This window comes from Sulfurovum aggregans, assembly GCF_055385215.1.
In genome coordinates this window covers 1,752,004-1,775,577 of record NZ_AP042387.1, presented here as the reverse complement: position 1 = coordinate 1,775,577, position 23,574 = coordinate 1,752,004, and the positions used below count along the sequence as shown (strand labels likewise).

Genomic DNA, 23,574 nt, shown 5'->3' with positions numbered 1-23,574 from the left:
ACAGCGCTACAGTTTTGATTTGAGCCTTTTGATGCGTTTGTTCGCATTGCGAATAGTTTGAAGCTTTACTTCACCGCTTTTTACCAAAGAAACGACCGTACTGACCAGTTTTTTCGTACTTACAGCCTTTGCAGGATCAAGCTGATTTCCGAAAAGCAGAATGTCATCCCCTGCATTGATGGCCAGTTTCAATGTATTTTTCAACCCGTATTTTTGACTGATGGCACCCATCTGTAGATCGTCTGTAATGACCACCCCTTTAAAGCCAAGCTTTTTACGCAACAAATCATTGACTGTTTTTCTCGAAAGTGTTGCAGGGTATTTTGTATCTAATTTTTTATTGAAAACATGGGCAACCATTACTGTATCTGCTTTATCTTTTAACAGCCTGTAGGGTTCCAGCTCCGCTTCTTTCCAAAGATGCGTTACATCCACAAAACCTTTATGCGTATCTCCGACAGAAGAACCGTGCCCGGGGAAATGCTTCAGGGAAGTGAGTACACCGTAACGGTGCATTGCATCAATGAATGTACGTGCGTATTTTGCCACCACTTTGGGATCTTTCCCAAAAGAACGTCCGAGACCGTGGATGACATGGTTTTTAGAGTTGATATCAAGATCAACGACCGGTGCCAGATCAAAATTGATCCCTACGCTTTTAAGCTCTTTGCTCATTTTGGTATATATCTTTTTTATCTGGCTTTGATCCATTTTTGCGACATCCGAAGCTTTAGGGAATTTGCCGTAAAAACCGTATTTGCTTTTCAGTCTTTGTACCCTGCCCCCTTCCTGGTCTACCGCAATCAGCAGTTTACCGTCTTTGCTGCAGGCCTGCAGCTCTTTCGTAAGCCTGGCAAGCTGTTTTTTGTCAACAATATTCTTGGGTTGCGTTTTATCGACAGGATTATAGTCGAACAGGATCACAGACCCAATATCATATTGTTGGATATCTTTACAGATACGGCTGCCTTTTGGCGCAGATGTACCGTGAAATCCGACCATTAGCATTTGGCCTATCTGCTGTTCAAGTGTCTGTTTCTGTGAAGCAGACAGAAACAATGGCAACATACTTACACACAGACTTATCACTATTTTTTTTAACATTCATTTCCCTTCTTACTGAGACTGTAAAAGAACTAGGTATCTCGGAAGTGAAGGCTTCATCCTCACCCAAATATTTGCATATTTTTAAGTTATTTTGACAGAAAAAGTAATATTTTCTATTAAATACAAACTTTTTTACCTAAAAAAGCTTTTTGGTGGAACTGCACCTAAAGGTAGACACTTCGATAAAGTCTCCACTTCCATGGGTTCTTTCACAGTCTTGCTATCAGATATTGATTATAATATAGTAACCCTTTATGTTTAATACCTCATTCCTGTCGTATAAGCTTAATAATGCATCTAAATACGTTTTAAAGTCATTTCATTCTATAATGTATCCATTAAACAAAAGGAAAGCAAAATGAGCAGCAGCAACTTAAAACATTTAGAAAGAATCAAAGAGAATATTGACAAGTCCGACGCGCTTACAGAAGAAGAAAAAAGCGATTCTATGAAACGTATTGAAGAGTGGTACAGAGAAGACCTTGCATGGGGTACTTTTATAGAAAAACTAAGTGAACTTTCACCGACGGTCAAAGGGCTGCTTGCCGAACTCGGGCTTCTTTAAGAATCACCGCAGGAGAGGGAACCATACTACCTGACTCTTCTTATTTTTGCAGGTCCGGTATTTCTGCTTTATGCAGCAGGGGTGCCTTTTATGAGATCAGGAAAGTCCTTGCTGTTACACAAAATATCCAAATACTGCAACAAAGATGAGCACTCCATACTTCTAATAATTTTTGAATTTACCCTCACTTAATTCTTTTTTGAGTGTATCGAGTGCCTCTTGCATCACTTCCAGAATTATTTTTCCTGCCAATTCATGATCTGCCTCAGGTACATCCCAGTCCGTGATCTTCATATTCGCTTTAAAAACAGCTCTCATCTCAGCAATGATCTCATTTTTCCTTGAAATAATATCTTGTTCTACAGGATTCATTCTTTTCCTTTGTTATTTTTGACAATATTACTCTTGTAAATATTAGAAATAACTTTATTCTCTTTCTCTTGCATTTCTTTATTAGTATTCGGTTAACCTAGGTAGATTATACTTCTCCCATAAAGAGCATCCAAAGGATACTATTAAATCCCCCAATAATTTATATAGGTCTCCTTTTATAGAATATTTTCCTCCTCCTTTTAAACTTTCCGGATGCTCTTTTGAAAAAACCCTTTTACGATCTCGAATTTCTATTCAATTACACGATTCTTACATCTTCAATAGTGTATAATTATAATAAATAAATAAAAAGGTTATTCATGAAAAGAATACTTACATTCACACTTCTTGTTATTTCACTCTTCTCCTACACCCAGGCGGCAGTAACAGAGAGTCAAGAACCTCAATTGTCTATTACGGATATTCAGGGAGTTTCTCATCAGATCACGGGAACTGAAGAAGGACTTGACATTAAAGGGTTGGAAGGCAAGATCGTCTTTCTGGAATTTTTCGGTCACAGATGTCCTCCCTGTCTGGCATCCATTCCGCATCTAATCAAACTTCAGAAAAAATATAAAGACAAATTGGCTATTGTGGCTGTTGAAGTGCAGGGCCTGAGCAATGATGCACTTAAAGCATTCGCAAAAGAAAAAGGAATGAACTACATTGTAGTAGCGGATGAAAAAGCAGGGAACTTTGTAAGCTATATTGCCCAAAGAGCAGAGTGGAGGGGGAGTATCCCGTTCATGGTCGCATTGGATACAAAAGGTACCGTACAATTTGTGCAGGCAGGTATGCTTTCTGAACCGTCACTCGAAGAACTGATCAAACAGCTTAGCCCCAAAAAATAATCTATTGCAATCTCACGATACCATTGTGTATCGTGACCGTTCCTTCAAGCTCTGCTTCATATACCCTGTCTCCAAACTTTTTCACGGTATCATCAAATGTAGGCGAAGTCTGGCAAAAGTAGAAGAACTCATCTTTCACAATATCACTCTGTACCGCCTGTCCGAAACGTGAAGCAAATATCTCCACATCCTGTATAGCTTTTGCTTTCCCCTCGACCAGAAGTCTGTTGGTCCCCAGACTCTCATCAAGTCTTTGGGGAAGTACCCATATCTCTTTACCCATTTTTAAAGCATACTCGACCGAGCGCATGGAACCGCTGTCAAGGTCCGCCTCTGTTACAATGAGTATATCTCCCAGTGCCACTACCAGTTCATTGCGTACAACAAAGCTCCATGCCGTTGTTCTGAATCCGTCATTGAACTGGCTCAGTATCAGCCCTCTCTTTTCAATACCTTCTATGAGTGACCTGTTCACCATGGGATACCGTATATCCAGACCGTTGGCGACCACGGCAATGGTATTCTCCTCCCCTGCTCCGGAATGTGCTGTGGCATCCACTCCCATGGCTGCACCGCTGACTACACAAACTCCTCTTTTAGCCAAAGCTTTGGCAATACTGTAAGTAAACTGCTTTGTATAGTTCGACGGCCTGCGTGTTCCTACAATGGATACTTTAGGACGTTCCAGTAATGCCGGATCACCCTTGTAAAAAAGTTCAGAAGGATACTTTTTCATGGATTCCAGGACATCAATATGTGTAGTAAGTATTTGCGTCATCTGCTGCCTTTTTCATTACTATAACAAAGGCAGTGAAAAGAAGGTAAAAATATGTCATATTGTCATAATTTTCAACCCTTGGGCATCTATGTCAGATCATCCAGCTCCACATAAAATACGCCACTAATGAAAGTACGGTCACACCGATGAAATTCAACTTCCATCCGACATTTGCCATCTCTCTGATACGAATGACCCGTGAACTCATGATAATGGCATTCGGAGGTGTTGCAATAGGCAGCATGAAAGCATAAGATGCTGCGACAGTTGCAACCATCAGGAGTATCGTACCTTCATTCTCCGGCATGGTTTGTGCAAACTCATAAAAGATGGGAATAGCTATAGAGGTAAGTGCCGTATTGCTTGTCACTTCTGTAGAAAAAGTGACAAAAAGGGCTACTGCCGCAAACATCCAGAAGAGTGGCAATGTTGAAATAAATTCTAATTTGCTTGCTATATCTGCGGCCAAACCTGTCTGGGAAAATGCTGCAGCAATACTGAACCCTGCACCAAAAAGAAAGATGATTTCATAAGGCATCGTTCGGGTATCTTCCCATTCCAGAAAACCTATTTTAGGGAAGAACATCAAAAGACCAAACCCCAGGAGAACCAGTTTTTCATTCAGTGAAAAACCAAAAATCTCTTTTAAGAAAGTGTTGGCAAAAAGTACAACAGCAAGCACAACAATGATACTGTAAAGTCTTTTTTGTGTAAATGTAAGCTCCTGGACCGTATGGCTTACATCCTCTACATTCTCCCCGCCCATACCAAGTGACAAGAGCCAGGGCATAAGTAAAAGCATGAATCCTGCTACGGGCAGCATCATAAGCATCCATTCACCAAATGCCAATAACGGCAACTGATGGTCCTCCAGAAAACCCATTAAAATAAGATTGGGCGGTGTACCTATAGGTGTAAGGATACCCCCGATACTGGCACCATAGGCAGTTGCCAGCAAAAAACGGACTTTGAGTTTTTTATTCTCACTCAAAAAGAGTGCAATAGGCATCAGCATCAGTGTGATCGTCGTGTTGGACAATACCGAACTGAGCAGTGCGGAAGTGATAGCCAGTGCATAAATAATACCCCTGGGGGTCTTTGGGAAAAAGCTCAACAGTTTTGCTGAAAAATATTTATGCAGTCCTGTCTTCTCTATGGCAATAGCCAACATGAATCCGCCGATAAAAAGAAAGATAATGGATTTGGAATAATTTGCTGTAACCGAATTAGTATCAAGTATCCCGAAAACAGGAAAAAGAATGATGGGCAGGAGGGAAACTACACCTAGGGGCAAAGCTTCATTGGTCCAGAGTGTGACCAGAAATGCAACAAGTCCGATAAGTGAGGCATGCTGCAATGAAAAACCCAAAAAAGAGATACAGAAGAAGAGTATCCCTGTCAGTACGGCTATAATGATCCCTTTCATCTGTGTTCCTTTCTGTAAATATCATCTATATAGACAAGTTCAACCTCTTTAAAAATACTTTTTGCACTGGACAATGCCTTCATTGTCACAGGATGAGGATGTCCAATAGCAACTGCATAACCTTTTTTCTTAGCGGTTTTTACTGCTTGCCGCAGTTGTTTATGTATGTAGGCTATCGTATGTGTATTGTCTATAAAGATATCTCTTGCCACATAGACATCACCGAATTCATGGGCTATCTTCCGTACTTTGCTCATACCGGTCGTTCTGCTGTCCACAAAGACAAACCCTTTTTTTCGCAATGCTTTGTAAAGCGTATGCATTGATTTATAGTCTGCCGTAAATACAGAGCCTGTATGGTTGTTGATATATCTGGCAGAGGGGAAAAGCTTTCTGATCTCCCCTACTCTCGCGTTTATCTGTTCCTGGCTAAAAGATATCTTAAGTGTTCTATACTGTCGATTGAACTGTCTGATCCCCGATTCCATAGGCAGATGGATCATATAATGCTTTAAATCCTTCGTCAGCAGATTGCTTTCCGGTGCCAGTTCATAGGGAGGGAAAATAGAAGGGGTTATTTTCATCCCTAACGCTTTGACAGCTCTAAGCTGTGCTGCCGTATGGATATCATCTATAATGATCACCAGTTTCGGTTTTTTACCGCGATATGCCAGAGCGATATCTTTTTTCTGTATCGCTTCTTCTGCTGTTTTACCGACTTTTCTTTTTTCTTTGTGCAGGGTACGCTCTTCTGCAGCTCTTTTCTCTGTTTTCAGCACTTTCACAGCAGCCAAAATGTTTCTCTCTTTGGGTTCTTTTGTTTTCAGATGGGACAGATCATTCAAAAGTTGTTTCGTTGTATAAGCTTGTCTGCTTTTATCGATCTGTGCTGGCCGGGGTCCATCAGTATCATTCTGCCCCAGAAAATACCCGAATGCCACCAATGAGATCATCATGAATACACTTAGAACAATAAGGATATTTTTTTTGAACTGAGATGTTTTTTGGGATTTTTTTGCTGTTCTTTTTTTTATTGAAGGTTTTTTTCTTCCACTATTTCTTTTTGGTTTCACTGCCATAGAATTCACTAATCTTGGTTTTTAATTATTATAGCAGAGAATCACTTCGTGAAGTAATTGCGTAGTCTGTCTTTTCAAGAATCGGACTTCAGATCATATGAATATATACACTTTTTCTCTTTATTATGCTGTTCCCCTCCGTTTGTATGTATCTCTTGTGAACTCTCATGCACAAAGACATCTTCAATACAAATTTTTCCGCTCTTGATAGAAGTTTTTATCTTGACTTCAAAAGCTCTCTTTTCTGCATCAAGTTTATCTTCATAATAACCAAAGTCCGCTACCCTATCCCCAAACTGATTATAGAAAACTACCTGATAAATTGTCATAAACAGCCTTAATATTTTTTAAATGATATCATAAGGAAACTAAAAGATATTCAATTTTGTATAAAAATAAATCAATAAAAGTTGGTATTTTAATCAGTTAACAGTATTACTATATTTTTGTAATTATAGTAAAAAATCAATCTTACTCAATTATATACCAAGAATGAAAATAATAATTTTTGTTGAGTATGCTTTGGATTTAAATAAAAAAGGCTGCAAGCAGTAAAATGGAAGGAAAGACCACTGTTTGACCAAATGAAGAATTTTAGTTAGTTATACTTAGATTTATGAGTTTTTTTGGGGGGGGGATAAAGGAGGATCGATACAACTTAACTAACTAAACATTTTTAGTTAGTTTGCTGTAGATTTGGAAGTTTGTGAGAGGGGGCTACATATAAGTAGCTGACCGAACACACCCTCCAAAGATGCAGTGAAACAACTAAAAAGATTAGTTAGTTTCCTGGTTAACGATTTTGTTCGCACTGATCCAAGGCATCATCTCTCTGAGCTTCACACCTGTCTGCTCGATCTTGGATGCTCTGGCATTTGCTCTCTCAGCATTCATTCTTGGGTATCCTGCCTGACCTTCAAGGATGAAGTCTTTGGCAAATTGACCGTTTTGGATCTCTTTAAGGATCTGTTTCATTGCCGCTTTAGACTCATCGTTGATGACTCTTGGTCCAGAAACATAATCTCCATATTCAGCAGTGTTGGAGATAGAGTATCTCATGTCTGCGATCCCTCCTTCGAACATAAGGTCAACAATAAGCTTAAGCTCATGAAGACACTCGAAGTATGCAAGCTCCGGAGCATAACCCGCTTCAACCAATGTTTCGAAACCTGCCTGGACAAGTGAAGATGCGCCTCCACAAAGTACTGCCTGCTCACCGAACAGGTCAGTCTCTGTTTCATCTTTGAACGTTGTTTCAATGATCGCAGTCCTACCACCACCGATAGCTGATGCATAAGAGAGTGCCAACTCTTTTGTTTGACCACTTGGATCTTGACCGATAGCAATAAGATCCGGAATACCGCCGCCTCTTACAAACTCAGAACGTACAGTATGTCCCGGTGCTTTTGGAGCGATCATTGTTACGTTGATATTTGCAGCCGGGTGGATACGTCCGTAGTGGATGTTGAATCCGTGACCAAATGCGATCGTTGCACCGTCTTTCAGGTTTGGAGCGATCTCTTCTTTATAGATTCTTGCCTGATCTTCATCAGGAAGAAGGATCATGACTACGTCAGCTTTTGCAGTAGCTTCAGCAACTGTAAGTACTTCAAAGTTTTTAGCAACTGCTTTACTCCAAGATGAACCTTCCGGTCTAAGACCGATGACCACGTTTACACCGGAATCTCTGAGGTTCTCTGCATGTGCGTGACCTTGAGATCCGAAACCGATCATTGCTACTGTTTTTGATTTGATGATATTGATATCACAATCTTTGTCATAATATACATTTAATGTAGACATAATTATCCTTCGATATTGTAAAATTTTCGCGATTATACCTAAAATAAACTTATTATCCTATTTTAAGACTGTCGGTTTATTTTATGCTATAATTAATTTTAATAGCAAAAGACAGGAGTATCTATGATCGAATTTCTCAATGAGACTGTTTTATGGTGGCACTGGATCGTCATAGGGATCATTCTTTTGATCCTGGAGATGAACACAGGTACTTTTTTCATGTTGGGACTTGGTGTTGCTGCTATTCTTGTAGGGATCATAGACAACCTCATGGGAACTTCTTTCAAAACAGAACTTTTTATCTGGATGCTCCTTTCCGTACTCTCTATAGCAGCATGGTTCAAATGGTTCAGGGAAAAACCTATTACCGACAGCGGGCAGTCAAATTACAGACTTGATACTCTGGGTACGGTGAAAGAGGACATACAGCCGCACAGCCGAGGGAAAGTCACATTTGACACCCCTGTACTGGGCAATACTTCCTGGCATGCCATATCAAAAGTGGATATAGACAAAGGAACCCGTGTTAAGATAGTAGAGATCAACGGACAACTCATAGAAGTTGAACCTGTAAAATAAATTGAGGAAAAAATCATGGAAGCATTATATATACTGGTCATTTTAGTCATTGCTGTTATCGTTACTCTATACAAAGGGATCAATATTGTACCACAGGGGGAAGAGTGGCTTGTTGAAAGACTGGGGAAATTTTCCCGTACACTCAGGCCCGGACTGAATATCATCATCCCTTACATAGAAGCTGTACGGCAGAAGATCACTACAAGAGACATCATTTTGGATATCCCCCAGCAGGAGGTCATTACACGTGACAATGCTGTTATCCTTACCAATGCCGTAGCATTTGTACGCGTCACCAAACCGGAAAATGCCCTGTATGGTGTTGAAGACTTCAAACTGGCTATACAGCAGCTCATCATGACGACATTACGTTCCATTCTGGGAGAGATGACACTGGATGAAGCACTTTCAAACCGTGAACAGATCAAAACAAAACTCAAAGACCAGATCGTGGATGATGTGGCAGACTGGGGTGTCACGGTCAAATCTGTAGAGATACAGGATATCAATCCGAGTGCTTCCATGCAGGCATCCATGGAAAGACAGGCTGCGGCAGAAAGAGAAAGACGGGCCATAGAGACCACTGCGGAAGGTAACAAGAATGCCGCTATTTTGGAAGCCGACGGGAAACTGGAGGCTGCCAAACGAGAAGCACAGGCCCAAATTGCACTTGCCGATGCCTCCGCAGAAGCGATCCGTCTGATAAGTGACAACATTCAGGACAAAGAACTGCCGGCTATGTTCCTGCTGGGAGACAGGTATATCACCTCTCTGGAACAGATCAGTAAAAGCGAGAACTCCAAATTTGTCATCTACCCTGCAGACCTGCAAGGGGCTATTAAAGGTATGTTGGGAAATGTATTTAAGAAGTAAATACACAGGAAGCGCGAAGTTCTTCACACAGCAACTTGTTTGCATTATCCAATGTTTGCCTTGAATGAATTCGAGGTTCCAAGAGTTCGAAGGGTCCTTCTTCAGATTCAAGATAAAACTATGCTATACTTTTTACATGAAACACAAGCTTCCCCATGTAGATTTAATTGGATACTATCAGTTTATTACCTTTCGCACCCAAGACAGTCTTACGCCCTATCTTCAAAAAATATATGCTAGAGATATTCATAATTCTCAAAAACAGCTATTAATAGATGAGTATCTTGATAGTTCAACCGATGGAGCATATTTAGTTGATGAAAAAATAGAGATATGTAAAAATGTATTTCTAGAAAAAGAGCGTGTATATTATGAAATAATTTGTTTTGCTATCATGCCAAATCATATTCATATACTCCTTAAACAAATCGAACCTCTCCTTAAAATCATAAAATACCTCAAAGCCAAAAGTACCATAGAGTTAAATAAATCAATGGATAGGAAAAGTCAGTTTTGGGCAAAAGATTATTATGATAGAGCCATACGAAATGAAGCACATTTTAAGACAGTCTATAACTATATTTTGAACAATCCCTATAAAGCCAATTTAAAAGATATTAATAAAAGGGTTTATAGTATTTATGAATAAAGCTTTATAGCTCGAACAAGTTCGAGGTTCCAAGGTCTCCGGAAGTGCGAAGTTCTTCGCACAGCAACTTGTTTGCATCATCTAATATTTGCCTCGAATGAATTCAAGGTTCCTTATTTTAATCCGGGTTTAAATCATTTATAAAAATGCTGGTAATCCTTAACCCCACTCCAATCACCACCCCACTTCCAGCCATACTTTTTAAAGATCTTTGTTGCTTTATCATCTTTTAACAAAACTGCCTTATCTGCATAGGTAGACTTTTTATGCACTCTTTTTCTATATTTTAATGATTTTTGATGTGAAATACGCCCAGATCGTGAAATATAGGGGTTTTCTATGGGGTTGATGTCTATGGCTCTACCATAGGAGTGTTTTGACCAGCGTTTGCTTCCTGTTGCCTTACGACAGTTAAATGCCGAAGTGTTGTCGGCTTCTATAGATCGCCAGTCACTTCCACCAAAGTCGCTTACCAGTCTCATTTGTCTAATGGGGTATTTCATCCCATAGAGTCCCCTGAAAATGCTTACTACATTACTGGCAACATCTTTATGGACAATGATCTCGCCTTGCTTTTGCTCCCCTCTGAAATCCCAATGCGTGAGCGTGATATAACGAAGGTCTTCCAAAGGTACAGGACAGCCTCTTCTCCAGGAGTTTCCTTTGATCATACGGGTTTTGATATCAGTATCTATCCTAGAGACCGTTGCATCAAATGCGGCATGTAACCATGTACTGCATAAAATGATCCATATAAAAAATATTGCTTTCATCTTTTCATTATACTACAGAAGCCTATAAATAACTTTAGTCAGAAAACTTGAGTGACTTTTGTTAACCTTTTGTTTGCGTAAGTATGGTATATTAAAATAAAAAAGGAAAGCCACAATGGAACAACTAAAAACCTATGCCCTGATGACAGGGCTTACTTTACTTTTCATATGGTTTGGAGGAATGATAGCAGGTCAAACCGGGATGATCATTGCTTTTATCGCTGCTGCAGGGATGAATTTTTATGCCTATTATTACAGTGATACGCAAGTTTTAAACCATTATCATGCTGTACCTGTTGACCGCAACCATGCGACAGGACTTTACGAGATCGTAGAAAAGCTCACTCAGCGTGCAGGCTTGCCTATGCCCGCACTCTACATTATTCCGGAAGGACAACCCAATGCATTTGCTACAGGAAGAAACTATGAACATGCTGCTGTGGCAGTTACAGAGGGATTACTTCAACTCATGGAGAAAGAAGAGGTAGAAGCCGTTATCGCCCATGAACTTAGCCACATTAAACATTATGATATGCTTATCGGTACTGTCACGGCTACTATCGCCGGAGCGATTGCAATGCTTGCACAATTTGGGATGTTCTTTGGCGGAGGAGACAGAGACAGACCAAATCCTATTGTGACGATAGCACTGATGCTTATCATGCCTTTGGTGGCAAGTATCATACAGATGACTGTAAGCAGAAACCGTGAATTCATGGCAGATGAAGGTTCAGCACGTATGACAGGACATCCGGAGTGGCTTCAATCTGCCCTTAAAAAACTTGATAGCTATGCAAGAGGCACCATCATGCACGATGCAGACCCACAGACAGCACATATGTTCATCATCAACCCTTTTACAGGAAAAGATATGTCACTCAAACAACTCTTCAGTACACACCCGAGTACCGAACAGAGAATAGAGAGACTCGAAGCACTCAAATGATATAATCTTCTCTATGGAATCTATAGCACAAAGCAAAAGCGTTGCCAGGCAACGCATACTATCACTCTTCACTCTTCACTCTTCACTCTTCACTTTCAGAACTGAAGGTTCCAAACGATGAGTCCTTTTGCCATACAACTTACCAATGGATGTCTCCTCTCAGATATCGAACTTGAAGATCAGAACAGTTTTCAGGCACTACAACAACTGGGTGCGCTGGAAGAAGTAGATGGACTGTGGAAACTGAAAAGTCTCTACCGTGCCGGTAGACTCTACATAGGAAAAGACGGCAGAGGATACGTTGAAGCAGAGTTTAAAGAGCAAAAAGATCTGCTTCTAGAACCGGATCATCTTGCTGATGCCAAGCACGGAGATGTCGTTGTAGCCAAGAGGATCATTGCAAAACGCGGGCGTGCCAGCGGCAAAGTACAACTCATTATTGAAAAAGCCCATCTCTTTACCATAGCCTATACACATAGAGATGAACAGGGTAATTTCCTCATTCTTGACATCCGCACAGGAGAACCGACCTATGCTGTCATGGAAGGGATGGACTTAAAAGCTTTTAAGTTAGGTACCGTTTTAAAAGTAGATGTGGATGATAACAAGGTCTTAGCCGTTTTAGGTCATTTGGGGGATGCTCGAGTGGATGAAAAGATCTCACTTGCACTTTATGAACGAGAAGATGAATTTCCGCAGGAGTGTATCAAAGATGCAGTGGAAATAGAGTCGGAAGTTACCAAGGAGGAGCATCCATACCGTGTAGACCTGACCCATCTGGACTTCTGTACCATTGACCCGATTACAGCAAAAGATTTTGACGATGCGATCTATTTTGACAGGGAAGCACATACTCTTTATGTTGCCATCGCTGATGTAAGTCACTATGTACCCTTCTTTACCCCTATTGACAAAGAGGCAAAAAAACGGGGCTTTACCACCTACCTGCCGCACAAATCTTTCCCTATGCTTCCACGTGAACTGAGTGAAAATATCTGTTCACTTAAACCCAAAGTAGACAGACTTGCATTTGTAGCCAAGATAGAACTGGATAAAGGAACACTCAAGCCGATCAAAGAGGAGTTCTTTGAAGCGATCATCCACTCTAAACACCGTTTTAATTATGAAACTATAGACAAAATACTTGAACAGGGTACGGAGGGTATCAACGATACCGTAGCCCGTATCCTGACCTGGCTGCTTCCTCTGCAGAAAATGACGGTCAAACTGCGTCATGAAAGACTCAGACACGGCTTTGATTTCAGGAGTGAGGAGATCAAACTCACGATCGATGCTGACCACCTTCTTGTAAGCACACAGATAGAAACAGGAACACCGGCACATTCACTCATAGAAGAGTGTATGCTTTTGGCAAACCAGGCAGCAGCTAAACGTTTTACAGGTGAAGGCGACAGTATTTTCCGTATACATGAGCCACCACAGCTCACTAAGATAGAAGCTTTACTTACTGAGTTGGCAGCCATAGGACTTTATGTCGAGGAGTATGAAGACAGTCCGAGCCTCATTAGGGCTATTCAGGCAGAAGCTAAAAAAATGGGCTTAGTGAGTGAAGTTGATGCCATGATCATCAAGGCTTTACGTCAAGCCTCTTACTCTGCACATAATGTAGGCCACTTTGGGTTGGGCTTTAGCCACTACAGTCATTTTACCTCCCCTATACGTAGATACTCAGACCTCATACTGCACAGACTGATCAAAACACAGTTACGTGAAGAGGAAGAAGAAGCCGGTTACCTTTTACGGAACATAGAGCCGCTTTGTGCAAGGGTATCTGAACTGGAACGGGAATCGACCAAAGCAGAATGGGATTTCAGAGACCGTAAATTTGCACGCTGGGCCCAAACACAGAAAGGTCTCTTCTTCGAAGCAGAAGTCATCGAAGCAGGAGAAAGTGCGAAAGCTGTACTTTTAGGAGATATCAAAGGGGTCACTGTCTATCTTAAAGGTGATAATATCATGCTCTTTGACAAGGTACGTGTAATGATCACGGAAGTGAATATTCCCCAGGCTGTCATTATGGCAGAGTTGGTCAATAAACTTGAGAAAGAAATAACAGAACTATAACGCTTCGTGTCAATTCGATTTTTATGCTTATTCGGACATATCCGATACTACGACAGCTAAAGATGTCTTTTATAATTTGGTGAGATCGAAGTGATATACGGGTCTTTGCGAAGTTGTTGCATCATTTCCTCCATCGGTAAGGAGGAACCTATATGCAACATAGGTTTCTGTGTACTTTCCGAAATAGTTGTATATACTTTCAATACCTGCATACCGTAAGAGGCTATCACTTCCCGTGCCTCCTGAATACTCACCCCTTTCCTGAACACTACAATGGCTTCGGATATTCTCTTTTGATTCAACTGTTCTGTTTGATGAACTGTAGTTTGAGCTGTATCATTCTGCAGAGGAATTGAGCTGTTACATCCTGCAAGCGCCATATTGACAAACGGCAGAATCAGTATATATTTCATTCCCTTCATTCTACACTCTCCTTTTTTATCTATTATAGCCTAATTGCCTATAAATGAAAAAAAACTGAGATTATAAAACATATGCAAAACGATACTCGGAATTATCCTGTCAAATTTCTCTTTAAAATAGCCAAACAGAAGAGAAGGGAAAAAGACCAGAACCGCCCATATCGGCTCATGATGAACAAAGTGCATGAGAACAAAGAGGAGTGAAGTCAGCAGGTTGGCAACAGATAGACTTAAAAAAGAACGCCACTGTTCTGTTTTTTTGGCAAGATACTCTTGAATCACTCCACGAAATGTCAACTCTTCAACAACCGGATAAAGAAGAATAAGAAAAAAAAATGACTCGGCATCATTCAAAAGCCAATAAAGATCCTCTGTTTTCTGTTGAAAGATCCCAACATACAGCAGGCAGAAAACGGGAGCAGCCAAAAGTGCTGCTCCGTATTGCACAAGTAACGATGAACTCTCTTTGTGCATAAAGTCTATTTGAGATACTTACGTCTCAACGGATAAAAGAGTGACATCATCATCATGAACAACATCATTGCATCGAAACCTTTATTGTGAGGATTATAGGTACAACCTCCACCGCCGCCGCTTCCTCCATCTTCTGTTACAGTAACACTCACTGTTGCAGTATCTGTACTGCCGTTTCCATCACTGACAGTATAGCTGAAGCTGTCCGAACCGGTATAGTTGCTGTCAGGGGTGTAGGTTACCTCTGTTGCGTTGATGATTGCTGTACCGTTTGCAGGCGAAGTTATTGCACTGATGATTAACGTATCTCCATCCACATCACTGTCATTGCTTAAAACTGATATATCCACACTGCCGTTTATAACTACCGTTGCCGTATCATTTTGGGCTACCGGTGCATCATTAACAGCCGTTATAGTTACACTCACTGTTGCAGTGGCTGTACCACCGTTACCGTCACTGACAGTATAGCTGAAGCTGTCCGAACCGTTATAGTTGCTGTCAGGGATGTAGGTTACCTCTGTTCCGTTGATGGTCGCAGTACCGTTTGCAGGTGAAGTCACTGCACTGATGCTTAACGTGTCCCCCTCTGCATCGCTGTCATTGTCCAGCACTGCAATATCCACACTGCTGTCCTCTACGGTGGTTGCCGTATCATTTTGGGCTACAGGAGAGTGGTTTCCTGGAAGATTAATGGAGTTCGCGATATTGAGCCGTCCTCCTGTTACTACTTTTCCGTTCAGTGAACCCAATACATCCACACCGTTCAGAATACGGTCAATACGTTCAGCAACTGTTTTAGCGGAGAAGACTGCAGCCATCAGTGCAACACTGCCGGTAACATGCGGTGTTGCCATGGAGGTACCTGACCAGTAGGCATAACTGCTGGAAGGGTTGATGGCACCTATGGCGATATCATCAACATAGACACCGTCACGAACTACAGAACTATCTGTCACTAAACGAAGTCTCATTCTGAAATTCGCTGTTTTCATAGTATCAGGGATCACAACACCGCCACATCCCCATGCACTCTGTGTACCGGTAATACTCCCCAGTGTCGTCCAGCTGGAACCGCTGTCATCAGATGCTTCTATATATAAATAATCCCACCCTTCTTCTATATCGAACTTCAGGCATGCTCCCAGCCCGATATTTTGACCGGTATATCCTGAGAGATCTATATCTGAACTATAGGTAAGAGACGCATTTGTATTATTTGCATAATCTACATCCGGACTGTCTGACCAGGCTTGCGAAGAACTGTAAGCCTCTTCTGTGGTAATAGCCCAGCTTCCTGATGCTGTCCAGTTCCCTTCCCCTGATTCAACATCATCAGAAAAAATAGTATTGTCAGGCATGGCAAAGGAAGGAAGTGTACTCAGAATATTGGTACCCGGTGCTGCGATATCTACACTGGTTGCACCATAATTGGAAAAATCTGCCAGCTGATCATCCTGGTCTGTTGCCGCCACAGCAATGATATTGCTTGCATCATAGGAAGCCGGACAGCTTGGGTTAGCATCATTGTCATTCGCTTCATTCCCCGCAGCTGCCGCAAAGACGATGCCTGCATCCCCCAGGCTTTTTATAGCATCGTTCATAGGGTCATTTTGAAAATCACTGCCACAGCTGCCGCCATAGGATGCATTGATCGCCACAATATTGACACCATTATCTTTCATGGTCAGCACATAGTCTATCGCTTCCAGAATATCATCGTCATAGGCTCCCAGATTAGGCATAAATACTTTAAGTGCCATGATCTTTACATTCCAGTTCACACCTGTGATACCCACACCGTTATTACCTTCTGCTCCTATGGTACCGGAGACATGTGTTCCATGTCCCATGATATCCATAGGATCAGGGTCATTGCTGCCATCAGTCCATCCTGCAAAATCGTATCCGTAAACATCATCGATATACCCGTTGTTGTCATCATCTATACCATTCCCGGATATCTCACCAGGATTGACCCACATATTGGCAGAAAGGTCTTCATGGGTATAATCCACACCCGTATCGAAAACCGCAACAACCACATCCGAAGAGCCTGTTGCTGTATCCCAGGCTTCGGGGGCATCGATGTCGGCATCGGCTGTACCGCTTATACCGTTCACATTCTGTCCGGTATTGTTCAGCCCCCATAAGTAATCAAATCCAGGGTCACCAGGGTCACTTGGTTTTACACTGATCGTGCGTCTGTAGTTTGGCGAAACCGACTTTACATTCGGATCTTTTTTAAGTTGTGCAACAAGCTCTTCTGTGGAAGTACTTCCCGACACCAACATGTAGGAACCCTTGCTTTTGGAAGAGAGAGTTTTATACTCTTTGAGTACTTTGATCTTATTTTGTGATAAAACAGATGAAACTGTAGAAACAGACAGATTTTCTTTCATCACAACAATAACCTCCCCTTCTGCATACGGTTTTGCAGAAGAGATACCGGACGTTTTTACCGATGTAACAGCCTTTGGAAGCACTACAGGAAGGACTTTCATATCCTCTAATGTTCCGGCGGCCTGAACGCTGCCTGACATCCCCAGCAACATACCGGCAACAAGATAACCGGTGAACGAATTCTCTTTTTTAAACATATTCAACCCCTCTTTTATAATTTAGCAAATTTATTATAACAGTTTTCAATCTTAAAGCAAACCATTTTCAGGTTTAAAACCTATATAAACTCCAGAAGACTTTTTTCTCTTTTACATATTTTTGATATAATGGCCCAATTCAATAAAAGTAACCCGTATGTATCAAAGAGAATTCGATCAACGTCTTAAACAATTTTTGCCGAAAGCCGTACTTTTCTACGGTGAAAACCATTATCTCATCGACTATTATATCGATACCTATATCCAAAAACTCGATGCAAAAGAGAGTATGCTCAGTCTCTACCATGATGAATGGAACTTTGAACAGGCAAAGAATTTTCTTTCCCAGACTTCTTTGTTCGGCGGGACAAATCTTGTTGTAGTAAAACATGAAAAAAAAATACCCAAAAAAGAGCTGGACCTCCTCGTAGAACTTGCCAACAAAAACAGTGACAACTATTTCCTTTATGCTTATGCAGGTACAGCAAAAGATGCCAAAAGCATGCAGTCTGCCTTTACAGAGAAAAAAGGTGGTGTATGGGTACGGTTCTTTGAACCCAATATTCGTGACGGTATCACCATATTGCAGCAAAAAGCACAAAAAATACAACTCGACATAGACCATTATGCACTTCAGCATCTTATGCTGCTGCTGAACAACAATCTTGCTCTGTGTTCCAATGAACTGGACAAACTCGCTATACTTGGCATAAAGGTAACAAGCAAAGACATAGACAGGCTGGTCTACTCTACGGCACCACTTGCTACAGAACAACTGCTTATCGATCTCTTTAACAAAAAACCCATCACAGCTACTATCACCAAACTGCTTGACCTGGGAGAGGATGAAGCATCATTACTGCGTTCTACACAATATTTTGTAAATCAGATCTTCCTTTTTCATGCCTACATTAAACTCAACGGACATGTGGACTCGGCAGCCATACTTGGATACAAACTCCCCAAACAGATAGAGGACCAGAAAGCCCAGCTGGCTTTACGTATCAGATCAGCATCTCTTTTAAAAATATTCGAACATCTCCTGGAGAGTGAAATAGCAATGAAACAGGCCCCTGCCACACAACGTGAGGTTTTACTGTATAGTATGCTGATAAAGATACAAAGTTATCTGTAGGTTTGACCATGTATGCATATACAATCTCAACAAAACCAAAGCTAAAAAACTGTAAAATATCGCTTCCAAAATTCTTGCTCATTTTTGGACAAGTGCTATAAAAACGCTTGCGTTATATGGGCTATTAAACCAAAAGGAAACAATATGAATTGTTATGAAACACTGTTTGTAGTTAAACCTACACTTACAGAAGAAGAGATCGCAGCACAAATTGCAAAAGTAAAAGACGTTCTTACAAAAGTAGAAGCGGAACTTCTTGCTACTGATGATATGGGTATGAGAAAACTTGCTTATCCTGTAGAGAAAAATGACAGAGGATACTACACTGTACTTTTCTATAAAACAAAAGGTGAAGCGATCGCAGAGATCGAAAGAAACCTTAAGATCAATGAAGAGATCATTAAGTTTTTAACTGTAAAATACAGTAAAAACAAAGAGATCGCACAATTTGACAAGCTTGTTGCAGCAGCGAACAAAAAATCTACACCTGCAGAAGCAGCAGCAGAAGCGTAATTAAAAGCGACTTACAGGAGCAACCTTATGTACAATAAAATTATTTTAGCAGGAAACCTGACAAGAGATGTAGAAGTTAGATATACGCAGGGGGGGAGTGCCATAGGAAATACGGCAATTGCCACTTCACGTAAATTCAAATCTGCAACCGGTGAACAAAAAGAAGAAGTACTTTTCATAGACTTGACCTTCTTTGGCAGAACTGCTGAAATAGCAAATCAGTATTTACGTAAAGGTAGCAAAGTTTTAGTGGATGGAAGATTGAAGCTTGACCAGTGGACAGCACAGGACGGAACAAAAAGAAGCAAACACTCAGTGACTGTAGAGAATCTGCAGATGCTGGGTAGCAAAGATGATGCACAAGGTGGCTACAATGCAGCACCTGCCGGAGATACATATTCTCAGAGTACACCATCTTATAATGCACCTTCTCAGCCGGCACCGCAAGCTGCACCACAACAAGCACAGACATCCAACATCCCAGAAATTGACATCAACGAAGATGAAATACCGTTTTAGGAGAACATACCATGGCAGAAAGAAGAAAATTTAAAAAGAGATTTTGTAAATATTGTGAGCAGAAAGTTGATTTTATCGACTATAAAGATTTGAATTCACTTAAATTCAGTTTGAGCGAAAGATTCAAGATCATGCCAAGAAGATTGACTGGTAACTGTAAAAGACACCAGGAGCTTGTAACAGTAGCGATCAAAAGAGCAAGACAAACAGCACTTATTCCTTATATCGTAGATAGAAAAAATGTTGTTGAATCTCCATTTGAAATGATCAAATAGATCTTTCTTTGCTTACCCGGTTTTCACGGGTAAGTACGTTTTTTCTTTATATTATCTTTACCTTTTTCCCCCCTATTTTTCATCACCTTAAAATCCTTTTGATGGTAATAAGATCACAACAGATAACTGTCTTGCAAACAATAACTGCAATGATAACTTTTGCAGTTTCTACTTATACTTTGTCTATAAAAATCAAACTTCTAAAAAACTGTTAAACATCAATTTAATGTATAAAAAATGCGCTATTCTCCTATGCTCTATTTTAACATTCAATTAAGTAAAAAAGTTATATTATTGGGAAAGTACCTAATTTTAGGTCTTCATTAAAACCTGAGGAGGGAACAATGAAAAAGGAATTTTTGTCAATTATAACAGTGGCAGGGCTTATTGCAAGCAGTATAACAGGCTGTACATCCAAGAGCAGCAGTGATCAGGATGACACTATACCTGCAGAAGTAACACAGTCTGCCCAAATGCAATCATCGGAGGATGGACAGGCGGGTGTCGGTATTATAGTAGCAAGTGAGATCATGGGAGCATTGTTCGTAGATTCAGAATTGGAAGATATAGTCGGTGAGCCAAGCAGCACACCGGCAACAATGCTGAGCCAACTACCATCCATATCTATTCAAAAAGGAATAGATACTCAACTACTGGAAAGTACTGAAGATAATTATACGGTACAATGTACATATGACGGAAACTATACTGTAGAATGGACCACTTCATCGGATGTAACTGATTATTATGCAGCAACGTATACATTTAACCATTGTGTAATGAATACTCCATATATTGATGGTCTACCCAGCAGTATTTTCATCAACAATATGGTACCTGTAGACATGCCGGATATGCGATATACCTTTACCGGTATCTATCGTACAATATTTGAAAATAATTCAACCATAGATTCATACTCTCAGGAAAGGGAAGCTGAAGCACTTGCATTAATTACTGAAGACAATGCAACGGGAACCAAGATCTCAGAAGCCTATGCTGATGGTATGGTCAAGATGCAAACAAGAACATTCAATGCACCGGGTGCAGATCCTGCTCCCGAGACCATAGAAAAGATCTATACGGCAGATATGGAACAATCTTTCAAAGGATATGAAAATGATACTGTAGTCTATGAACAGATCAACAGTGCCATAGGTGTTGACCTTAATGCCACAACCACAGAACAAAGCAGAATATTTACAGCCAATGGCTACAGCGGTAGTGAAGTGAATGGGGATTTGATCAGCTATCTTTTCTTTGACAACTATGTATCTACCTGGTACTGGCCGGCAATGCAGCCAACTGGAACGGAACCGTTCACCGCGGATATCACTATAAATGGTACTGTCGGTGCCTCATGCATAGGCGGGAAGGTTGATGTTGAAACTGTTCAGACCATAGTACTTGATACCAATGTCTCAAATACCTGTGGAGAAGCCGTAGAAACTGCTGCTCCGGGATTTGAACTGCTGACAACAATACCAAAGGCGGGAGAAGTACATATTACAGGAGACGGAAGTGCAGTAGTTACTTTTGATTATAATACTTCTACCAATATTGCTTCTGCCACTATTGCAGTAGACGGAAACCAGACAACATATACTTGTGCAGAGGATATGGTAGGAAACAGTACCTGCGGAGATATAGTGGGGATAGACCGCTAAATATACGTAGGATACTCAAAGATGGACTTTCACAGGTTCATCTTGAAAAAGAACATATATTAATGTTCTTTCTTTCCGGTATTTAAGTGCTTTTACATATGAAAATATATCTTTTCAAACCCATTTCTTTTTTGTTGGGTGTGCTGTTTGTTTTTTCAGGATGTGGGGGAGGTGGAAATCAGACATCAGATACCACTCCTCCAAACTTTACCACAAACAGTACTGTTTCAATAGAAGAAAACCAGATCGATGTAATAGCTGTACATGCGGATGATACTTCTGCCGTTTCATACAGTATTACAGGGGGAAGTGACAGTAATAAGTTTTCCATTAACAGTGTCTCAGGTCTTTTAACATTTAAAACAGCTCCGGATTATGAAACACCTGAAGACAACAATAGTGACAATAATTACGAAGTTACTGTTAACGCTACAGATACTTCCGGTAATCAAATGCAACAGGATATTACCGTGACTGTCACCGATTTTACTGAACTTTATGCAAATGACGGTGATGGAGACTCTATTCCAAACGATATAGAAATAGCTATAGGAACAAACCCGAATGACAATGATGGGAATAATAATGGTATAGAGGATGGACTTGAGACAGAAGATACATATGGAGATATATTTTTTGATATGCAGTGGCACATACACAGTGTAGGTTCCATTGTAAATGACAGCGGTGTGGAAACCATAGCAGGTAACGATCTTGATCTTTTAAATATTTATCACAGCTATATGGGATACAGACACGGTGATCCTCTCATTATACAGGTGGTTGACACAGGGGTAGATGCAGCTCATGAAGATCTGATACAGAATATGGATCTTACACGCTCCTATGATGGAGAAAATGTGGGGGATCCTTCTCCAAATACATACATGACATCTTATGAACACGGTACAATGGTAGCTGGTATCATGGCAGCCCGGGCATTTAACGGAAAAGGCGTCAGAGGTATTGTTCCTTTTGCCAGAATTGCAGGAAGTAACTGGCTGGAGACACAGGGAATGGCTGAACTTGAAAAAGTTTGGCTTACAGGAGACGGTGCCAACGAAATAGCCGTTACGAACAACAGCTGGGGCTCCTATTATAGTTCCAGTACTTTTTATGAAGATATTATGCAACAGGGTACAAGTATTTTGAGAGACGGAAAAGGAAGGATCTATGTCTTTGCCGCAGGAAATAACAGAGGTCTGAATGGTAATGCCAATCTGGAATATTCACTCAGCAATCGTTTTGTGATTACGGTAGCTGCACTCAAGCATGACAATACCCATGCAAGCTACTCCAATCCAGGTGCAAATATCTTAGTCTCGGGCTACAGCGGGGATTATGCTTATAACAGTCCTACCATCGGAACAACAACTGTGATGGGAACAGCAAGCAATTCAGGTTCAGGAAAAAACACATGGGATGACGATACTAACGGGAACTATACATATGCAATGAACGGAACAAGTTCTGCATCTCCAACCGTAGCAGCATCCATTGCTCTTGTTCTTGAAGCCTGCCCCAACCTTACCTGGAGAGATATCAAATATCTCATTGCAAAACATACCAAACTGGTAGACCATACCAATCCTACATGGGTTATAAACGGTGCAGGTCTCAAGCACAGTATTGATTATGGTTTCGGCCTGATCAATGCAAAAGGAATGATCGATGCATGTACTTCTGATTATACCAATCTTCCTCAGGAAAGAACTGCAACTGTTACAAAAATATTTAATACCCCGATTGCAGATAATAATACGGCCCACTCTTTCACACTCAATCTCCCCGACAACATCACAATAGAGTGGGTGGAGGCAACTATAGACAACAACTCTACTCATGCTTCCGACTACAGGATTGAGCTTACTTCGCCACAGGGGACAAAAACCACACTGATGACTGAAGGATCCCAAGTCAGCGGAAATTGGATGGATGGCGGATTCAGACTCAGTACCCCTGCTATGATGGGAGAATCAAGTAACGGAACCTGGACTGTTGATATCACGGATACAGTGACTGATGACCAAGGCACTCTCAAAGATATAACACTGAAAATCTACGGACATTAAAAGGAGTATCA

The 23,574-nt window shown here is 40.9% G+C and carries 24 protein-coding genes; 13 read left to right on the top strand and 11 right to left on the bottom strand.

The features are described 5' to 3' along the window. Positions 1-6: 6 nt before the first annotated feature. Entirely contained in the window at positions 7-1,104 is a 1,098-nt protein-coding gene (locus ACZ48W_RS09125) for a glycoside hydrolase family 3 protein (protein WP_464828095.1), read from the bottom strand. A 361-nt stretch (positions 1,105-1,465) separates the two neighbouring features. Here ACZ48W_RS09125 and ACZ48W_RS09120 point away from each other — a divergent pair, with 361 nt between their 5' ends. After that, positions 1,466-1,672 carry a hypothetical protein gene (locus tag ACZ48W_RS09120; protein WP_464828093.1) on the top strand — a complete coding sequence of 69 codons (207 nt, stop codon included), beginning with the start codon at positions 1,466-1,468 and terminating at the stop codon, positions 1,670-1,672. 162 nt (positions 1,673-1,834) lie between these two features. On the opposite strand, the gene ACZ48W_RS09115 is transcribed toward ACZ48W_RS09120, so the two are convergent. Next, entirely contained in the window at positions 1,835-2,044 is a 210-nt protein-coding gene (locus tag ACZ48W_RS09115) for a hypothetical protein (protein ID WP_464828092.1), read from the bottom strand. 320 nt (positions 2,045-2,364) lie between these two features. Here ACZ48W_RS09115 and ACZ48W_RS09110 point away from each other — a divergent pair, with 320 nt between their 5' ends. Beyond that, on the top strand, positions 2,365-2,895 hold the full coding sequence (locus ACZ48W_RS09110) for a TlpA family protein disulfide reductase (RefSeq protein WP_464828090.1): 531 nt from the start codon (positions 2,365-2,367) through the stop codon (positions 2,893-2,895). Between the two features lies 1 nt (position 2,896). Here ACZ48W_RS09110 and ACZ48W_RS09105 read toward each other — a convergent pair whose 3' ends face one another. From ACZ48W_RS09105 to ilvC, 5 genes are all read right to left on the bottom strand, one after another. Next, positions 2,897-3,673 carry a DNA-processing protein DprA gene (locus ACZ48W_RS09105; protein WP_464828088.1) on the bottom strand — a complete coding sequence of 259 codons (777 nt, stop codon included), beginning with the start codon at positions 3,671-3,673 and terminating at the stop codon, positions 2,897-2,899. Positions 3,674-3,764: 91 nt separating this feature from the next. After that, complete coding sequence (locus ACZ48W_RS09100; protein ID WP_464828087.1) at positions 3,765-5,099, bottom strand: SLC13 family permease; 1,335 nt, start codon at positions 5,097-5,099, stop codon at positions 3,765-3,767. Beyond that, entirely contained in the window at positions 5,096-6,178 is a 1,083-nt protein-coding gene (locus tag ACZ48W_RS09095) for a divergent polysaccharide deacetylase family protein (protein WP_464828085.1), read from the bottom strand. The genes ACZ48W_RS09100 and ACZ48W_RS09095 overlap by 4 nt, the downstream gene beginning before the upstream one ends. 74 nt (positions 6,179-6,252) lie before the next feature. Beyond that, a complete protein-coding gene (locus ACZ48W_RS09090) occupies positions 6,253-6,507 on the bottom strand; it encodes a hypothetical protein (protein ID WP_464828083.1) in 255 nt (84 codons plus the stop codon). A gap of 448 nt (positions 6,508-6,955) precedes the next feature. Next, positions 6,956-8,005 carry a ketol-acid reductoisomerase gene (gene ilvC, locus ACZ48W_RS09085; RefSeq protein WP_464830487.1) on the bottom strand — a complete coding sequence of 350 codons (1,050 nt, stop codon included), beginning with the start codon at positions 8,003-8,005 and terminating at the stop codon, positions 6,956-6,958. 99 nt (positions 8,006-8,104) lie between these two features. Here ilvC and ACZ48W_RS09080 point away from each other — a divergent pair, with 99 nt between their 5' ends. From ACZ48W_RS09080 to ACZ48W_RS09070, 3 genes are all read left to right on the top strand, one after another. Continuing rightward, a complete protein-coding gene (locus ACZ48W_RS09080) occupies positions 8,105-8,560 on the top strand; it encodes an NfeD family protein (RefSeq protein WP_464828080.1) in 456 nt (151 codons plus the stop codon). Between the two features lie 15 nt (positions 8,561-8,575). Next, positions 8,576-9,433 (top strand): SPFH domain-containing protein, encoded by an 858-nt coding sequence (locus tag ACZ48W_RS09075; RefSeq protein WP_464828078.1) that lies wholly within the window; start codon positions 8,576-8,578, stop codon positions 9,431-9,433. Between the two features lie 136 nt (positions 9,434-9,569). Beyond that, positions 9,570-10,082 carry a transposase gene (locus tag ACZ48W_RS09070; protein WP_464828075.1) on the top strand — a complete coding sequence of 171 codons (513 nt, stop codon included), beginning with the start codon at positions 9,570-9,572 and terminating at the stop codon, positions 10,080-10,082. A 134-nt stretch (positions 10,083-10,216) separates the two neighbouring features. Here the strand turns inward: ACZ48W_RS09070 and ACZ48W_RS09065 are convergent, their stop codons facing one another. Beyond that, positions 10,217-10,855, bottom strand: a complete 639-nt coding sequence (locus ACZ48W_RS09065) for a M15 family metallopeptidase (protein ID WP_464828073.1) — start codon at positions 10,853-10,855, stop codon at positions 10,217-10,219. A gap of 115 nt (positions 10,856-10,970) precedes the next feature. Between ACZ48W_RS09065 and htpX the strand changes: the two genes are divergently transcribed. Together htpX and ACZ48W_RS09055 are read left to right on the top strand one after the other, a co-directional pair. Then, entirely contained in the window at positions 10,971-11,801 is an 831-nt protein-coding gene (gene htpX / locus ACZ48W_RS09060; RefSeq protein ID WP_464828071.1) for a zinc metalloprotease HtpX, read from the top strand. A gap of 117 nt (positions 11,802-11,918) precedes the next feature. Further along, a complete protein-coding gene (locus tag ACZ48W_RS09055; protein WP_464828069.1) occupies positions 11,919-13,886 on the top strand; it encodes an RNB domain-containing ribonuclease in 1,968 nt (655 codons plus the stop codon). Between the two features lie 56 nt (positions 13,887-13,942). Here the strand turns inward: ACZ48W_RS09055 and ACZ48W_RS09050 are convergent, their stop codons facing one another. The 3 genes from ACZ48W_RS09050 to ACZ48W_RS09040 are packed head-to-tail and all read right to left on the bottom strand — an operon-like array spanning position 13,943 to position 17,382. Beyond that, a complete protein-coding gene (locus ACZ48W_RS09050) occupies positions 13,943-14,299 on the bottom strand; it encodes a hypothetical protein (RefSeq protein WP_464828068.1) in 357 nt (118 codons plus the stop codon). A 39-nt stretch (positions 14,300-14,338) separates the two neighbouring features. Beyond that, positions 14,339-14,782: a JDVT-CTERM system glutamic-type intramembrane protease MrtJ gene (mrtJ, locus tag ACZ48W_RS09045; protein ID WP_464828066.1), complete on the bottom strand. Its 444-nt coding sequence runs from the start codon at positions 14,780-14,782 to the stop codon at positions 14,339-14,341. Between the two features lie 5 nt (positions 14,783-14,787). Beyond that, positions 14,788-17,382 carry an Ig-like domain-containing protein gene (locus ACZ48W_RS09040; RefSeq protein ID WP_464828065.1) on the bottom strand — a complete coding sequence of 865 codons (2,595 nt, stop codon included), beginning with the start codon at positions 17,380-17,382 and terminating at the stop codon, positions 14,788-14,790. 157 nt (positions 17,383-17,539) lie between these two features. On the opposite strand from ACZ48W_RS09040, the gene holA reads away from it, so the two are divergent. The 6 genes from holA to ACZ48W_RS09010 all read left to right on the top strand — a co-directional run bounded on the left by holA (position 17,540) and on the right by ACZ48W_RS09010 (position 23,563). Beyond that, positions 17,540-18,517 carry a DNA polymerase III subunit delta gene (gene holA / locus ACZ48W_RS09035; protein ID WP_464828064.1) on the top strand — a complete coding sequence of 326 codons (978 nt, stop codon included), beginning with the start codon at positions 17,540-17,542 and terminating at the stop codon, positions 18,515-18,517. A 144-nt stretch (positions 18,518-18,661) separates the two neighbouring features. Beyond that, positions 18,662-19,030, top strand: a complete 369-nt coding sequence (gene rpsF / locus ACZ48W_RS09030; RefSeq protein WP_464828063.1) for a 30S ribosomal protein S6 — start codon at positions 18,662-18,664, stop codon at positions 19,028-19,030. Between the two features lie 27 nt (positions 19,031-19,057). Continuing rightward, the gene (ssb, locus tag ACZ48W_RS09025) at positions 19,058-19,549 is read left to right on the top strand and encodes a single-stranded DNA-binding protein (RefSeq protein ID WP_464828061.1); all 492 of its coding nucleotides are present in this window, start codon (positions 19,058-19,060) and stop codon (positions 19,547-19,549) included. An 11-nt stretch (positions 19,550-19,560) separates the two neighbouring features. After that, a complete protein-coding gene (rpsR, locus tag ACZ48W_RS09020) occupies positions 19,561-19,824 on the top strand; it encodes a 30S ribosomal protein S18 (RefSeq protein ID WP_464828060.1) in 264 nt (87 codons plus the stop codon). A gap of 344 nt (positions 19,825-20,168) precedes the next feature. Next, a complete protein-coding gene (locus tag ACZ48W_RS09015; RefSeq protein ID WP_464828059.1) occupies positions 20,169-21,491 on the top strand; it encodes a hypothetical protein in 1,323 nt (440 codons plus the stop codon). A gap of 98 nt (positions 21,492-21,589) precedes the next feature. Next, on the top strand, positions 21,590-23,563 hold the full coding sequence (locus ACZ48W_RS09010) for a S8 family serine peptidase (protein ID WP_464828057.1): 1,974 nt from the start codon (positions 21,590-21,592) through the stop codon (positions 23,561-23,563). The last annotated feature ends 11 nt before the right edge of the window (positions 23,564-23,574 follow it).

Coding starts and splice junctions, on each gene's coding strand:
- ACZ48W_RS09125 (WP_464828095.1), bottom strand. CDS start 1,104: ATGTTAAAAAAAATAGTGATAAGTCTGTGTGTAAGTATGTTGCCATTG.
- ACZ48W_RS09120 (WP_464828093.1), top strand. CDS start 1,466: ATGAGCAGCAGCAACTTAAAACATTTAGAAAGAATCAAAGAGAATATT.
- ACZ48W_RS09115 (WP_464828092.1), bottom strand. CDS start 2,044: ATGAATCCTGTAGAACAAGATATTATTTCAAGGAAAAATGAGATCATT.
- ACZ48W_RS09110 (WP_464828090.1), top strand. CDS start 2,365: ATGAAAAGAATACTTACATTCACACTTCTTGTTATTTCACTCTTCTCC.
- ACZ48W_RS09105 (WP_464828088.1), bottom strand. CDS start 3,673: ATGACGCAAATACTTACTACACATATTGATGTCCTGGAATCCATGAAA.
- ACZ48W_RS09100 (WP_464828087.1), bottom strand. CDS start 5,099: ATGAAAGGGATCATTATAGCCGTACTGACAGGGATACTCTTCTTCTGT.
- ACZ48W_RS09095 (WP_464828085.1), bottom strand. CDS start 6,178: ATGGCAGTGAAACCAAAAAGAAATAGTGGAAGAAAAAAACCTTCAATA.
- ACZ48W_RS09090 (WP_464828083.1), bottom strand. CDS start 6,507: ATGACAATTTATCAGGTAGTTTTCTATAATCAGTTTGGGGATAGGGTA.
- ACZ48W_RS09080 (WP_464828080.1), top strand. CDS start 8,105: ATGATCGAATTTCTCAATGAGACTGTTTTATGGTGGCACTGGATCGTC.
- ACZ48W_RS09075 (WP_464828078.1), top strand. CDS start 8,576: ATGGAAGCATTATATATACTGGTCATTTTAGTCATTGCTGTTATCGTT.
- ACZ48W_RS09070 (WP_464828075.1), top strand. CDS start 9,570: ATGAAACACAAGCTTCCCCATGTAGATTTAATTGGATACTATCAGTTT.
- ACZ48W_RS09065 (WP_464828073.1), bottom strand. CDS start 10,855: ATGAAAGCAATATTTTTTATATGGATCATTTTATGCAGTACATGGTTA.
- htpX (WP_464828071.1), top strand. CDS start 10,971: ATGGAACAACTAAAAACCTATGCCCTGATGACAGGGCTTACTTTACTT.
- ACZ48W_RS09055 (WP_464828069.1), top strand. CDS start 11,919: ATGAGTCCTTTTGCCATACAACTTACCAATGGATGTCTCCTCTCAGAT.
- ACZ48W_RS09050 (WP_464828068.1), bottom strand. CDS start 14,299: ATGAAATATATACTGATTCTGCCGTTTGTCAATATGGCGCTTGCAGGA.
- mrtJ (WP_464828066.1), bottom strand. CDS start 14,782: ATGCACAAAGAGAGTTCATCGTTACTTGTGCAATACGGAGCAGCACTT.
- ACZ48W_RS09040 (WP_464828065.1), bottom strand. CDS start 17,382: ATGTTTAAAAAAGAGAATTCGTTCACCGGTTATCTTGTTGCCGGTATG.
- holA (WP_464828064.1), top strand. CDS start 17,540: ATGTATCAAAGAGAATTCGATCAACGTCTTAAACAATTTTTGCCGAAA.
- rpsF (WP_464828063.1), top strand. CDS start 18,662: ATGAATTGTTATGAAACACTGTTTGTAGTTAAACCTACACTTACAGAA.
- ssb (WP_464828061.1), top strand. CDS start 19,058: ATGTACAATAAAATTATTTTAGCAGGAAACCTGACAAGAGATGTAGAA.
- rpsR (WP_464828060.1), top strand. CDS start 19,561: ATGGCAGAAAGAAGAAAATTTAAAAAGAGATTTTGTAAATATTGTGAG.
- ACZ48W_RS09015 (WP_464828059.1), top strand. CDS start 20,169: ATGAAAAAGGAATTTTTGTCAATTATAACAGTGGCAGGGCTTATTGCA.
- ACZ48W_RS09010 (WP_464828057.1), top strand. CDS start 21,590: ATGAAAATATATCTTTTCAAACCCATTTCTTTTTTGTTGGGTGTGCTG.